Genomic DNA, 2,086 nt, shown 5'->3' on the forward strand with positions numbered 1-2,086 from the left:
CCTGGAAGCCGCCTTCGCGGACCGGGGCCGCGCCCACATCCTGGCGCTGCCGGACCGCCGGGGTTAGGCGGTTCGACGGTCGTCGTGAGGCACGAAGACGGCGGTGGAGTCGTCGACGCCGAAGGTGAGGTTCAGGTCGGCGTGCATGGCGCGAGTCGGACGGGTGCGTTCCGGTGCCTGCCGGTGCGTTCCGCGCGAGCGCGGTCCGAGAGCGGCGGGGCGCTGTTCGTCGGTCGCATCCGGCCGGACCGAGGGCAGGCTCGGTATGCCGCCCCCGACCCGCTCCGCTGTTCTGTGCCGGCCCGACACCGGGGCCGGCCGGTACGGCCCCTTCACCGAGACCGGCCAAAAAAGCCTGGAAGCCGCCTTCGCGGACCGGGGCCGCGCCCACATCCTGGCGCTGCCGGACCGCCGGGGTTAGGCGGTTCGACGGTCGTCGTGAGGCACGAAGACGGCGGTGGAGTCGTCGACGCCGAAGGTGAGGTTCAGGTCGGCGTGCATGGCGCGAGTCGGACGGGTGCGTTCCGGTGCCTGCCGGTGCGTTCCGCGCGAGCGCGGTCCGAGAGCGGCGGGGCGCTGTTCGTCGGTCGCATCCGGCCGGACCGAGGGCAGGCTCGGTATGCCGCCCCCGACCCGCTCCGCTGTTCTGTGCCGGCCCGACACCACGGTCGGCCCGGTCGGCCCCTTTACCGAGATCAGCCAGTGCCGCCCCCTCACCGAGATCCCCCAGGACCCCGGAAGCCGCCTGCGCCGGCCGAGGTCGCGCTCACGTCCCGGCGTTGCCGGATCGCCGGCGGACGGAGCCGGGGATGTGGCTCTCGGTTCGCTCGGGTCACGCGTCGGAGGCGGCCAGGGCCACGCCGAAGGCACCGATCACGGTGCCGGTGGTCATCTCCGGGCTGCGGCGAACACGCGGCCGACCCAGGACATCGCGCAGCCCGGAGGCGCCCAGGATGAGGTGAACCACACCATGCCCTCGATGTCGTGGACGAGGGCAAGGAGTATGCCAAAGGCCGGGCCGGAGGCGTCATCGGGGACGAGCTGCGGAATCATCGCCATGTAGAAGACGCCGACCTTGGGGTTGGTCAGCGACGTGAGTGCGCCGCGACGCCACGCGGACCACAACGTCGGGGCGGCGGCCTTCGCGGTCGGGTCGGCCGGCGCGTCGGCGGCATATCGGTTGGCCCATGCGCTGTGCACCAACCCGTAGGCCATCCACAAGAGGTAGGCGGCGCCGACGATGCGCAGCGCGGTGTACGCGGTTTGCGACGTGGTCAGCACAGCGGTCACTCCTGCTGCAGCCGCCGCGCCCCACATGAGGGTGCCGGACCCGACGCCCAGGACGGTCGGGAAGCCGTGGCGTGGACCGTGTACGAGCGTCGCGCGCAGGACCACGGCGGTGGCGGGGCCGGGGATGAGCGTCAGCAGGCCGGCAACCAAGGCGAACGAGGCTATGTGCGAGGGCGCGTCCATGGGGTCATGGCGCCGGCGAGGGGTGGAACGAGCGGCGGTAGGTGTGGGGTGGGACGCCGACGGAGCGGGTGAAGTGCTGACGCATCGTCACGGCGGAGCCGAAGCCGCAGCGGTCGGCGATGGTGTCCAGGCCCAAGTCGGTGCGTTCCAGCAGTCGTTGGGCCGCCGCGATGCGTTGGCCCAAGAGCCAGCGCAGCGGGGGCGCGCCGGACTCGGCGGCGAAACGGCGGACGAACGTGCGCTCCGACATGCCGGCCCACGCCGCGAGATCGGCGACCGTGTGTGGTCGGTCCAACTCGCGCAGGGCGCGCTCGCGTACGGCCGCGAGCGCGTCGCCGTCGCGGTCGAGGGGACGGGTCGGGCCCGTGATGAACTGCGCCTGGCCACCGGTGCGAAATGGCGCGGTGACCATCGTGCGGGCGACCGCCGCGGCGACGTCGGCGCCGTGGGCGAGCCGGACCAGGTGCAGGCACAGGTCGATACCGGCTGCGGCTCCTGCCGAGGTCCAGACCCGGTCCGCGCCCACGAACAGCGCGCCCGGCTCCACGGCGGCGTTCGGGAACCGGCGCGCGAGGTCGTCGGCCAGGCCCCAGTGCGTCACGGCCGGCCGCCC

The 2,086-nt window shown here is 73.4% G+C and carries 2 protein-coding genes; both read right to left on the minus strand.

Going from position 1 to position 2,086, the window contains the following annotated elements:
• Nucleotides 1-888 precede the first annotated feature (888 nt).
• Complete coding sequence (locus tag GT354_RS46230) at nucleotides 889-1,473, minus strand: LysE family translocator (protein ID WP_202513058.1); 585 nt, start codon at nucleotides 1,471-1,473, stop codon at nucleotides 889-891.
• Nucleotides 1,474-1,477: 4 nt separating this feature from the next.
• On the minus strand, nucleotides 1,478-2,086 hold a 609-nt coding region (locus tag GT354_RS46235; protein WP_161363556.1), incomplete at its 5' end, for a helix-turn-helix domain-containing protein.

The sequence above is a fragment of the Streptomyces sp. SID3343 genome (assembly GCF_009865215.1).
Taxonomy (GTDB): Bacteria; Actinomycetota; Actinomycetes; order Streptomycetales; family Streptomycetaceae; genus Embleya.

Bases quoted from the DNA above. Each gene is read 5' to 3' on its own strand.
- GT354_RS46230 (WP_202513058.1), bottom strand. From the start codon at position 1,473: ATGGACGCGCCCTCGCACATAGCCTCGTTCGCCTTGGTTGCCGGCCTG.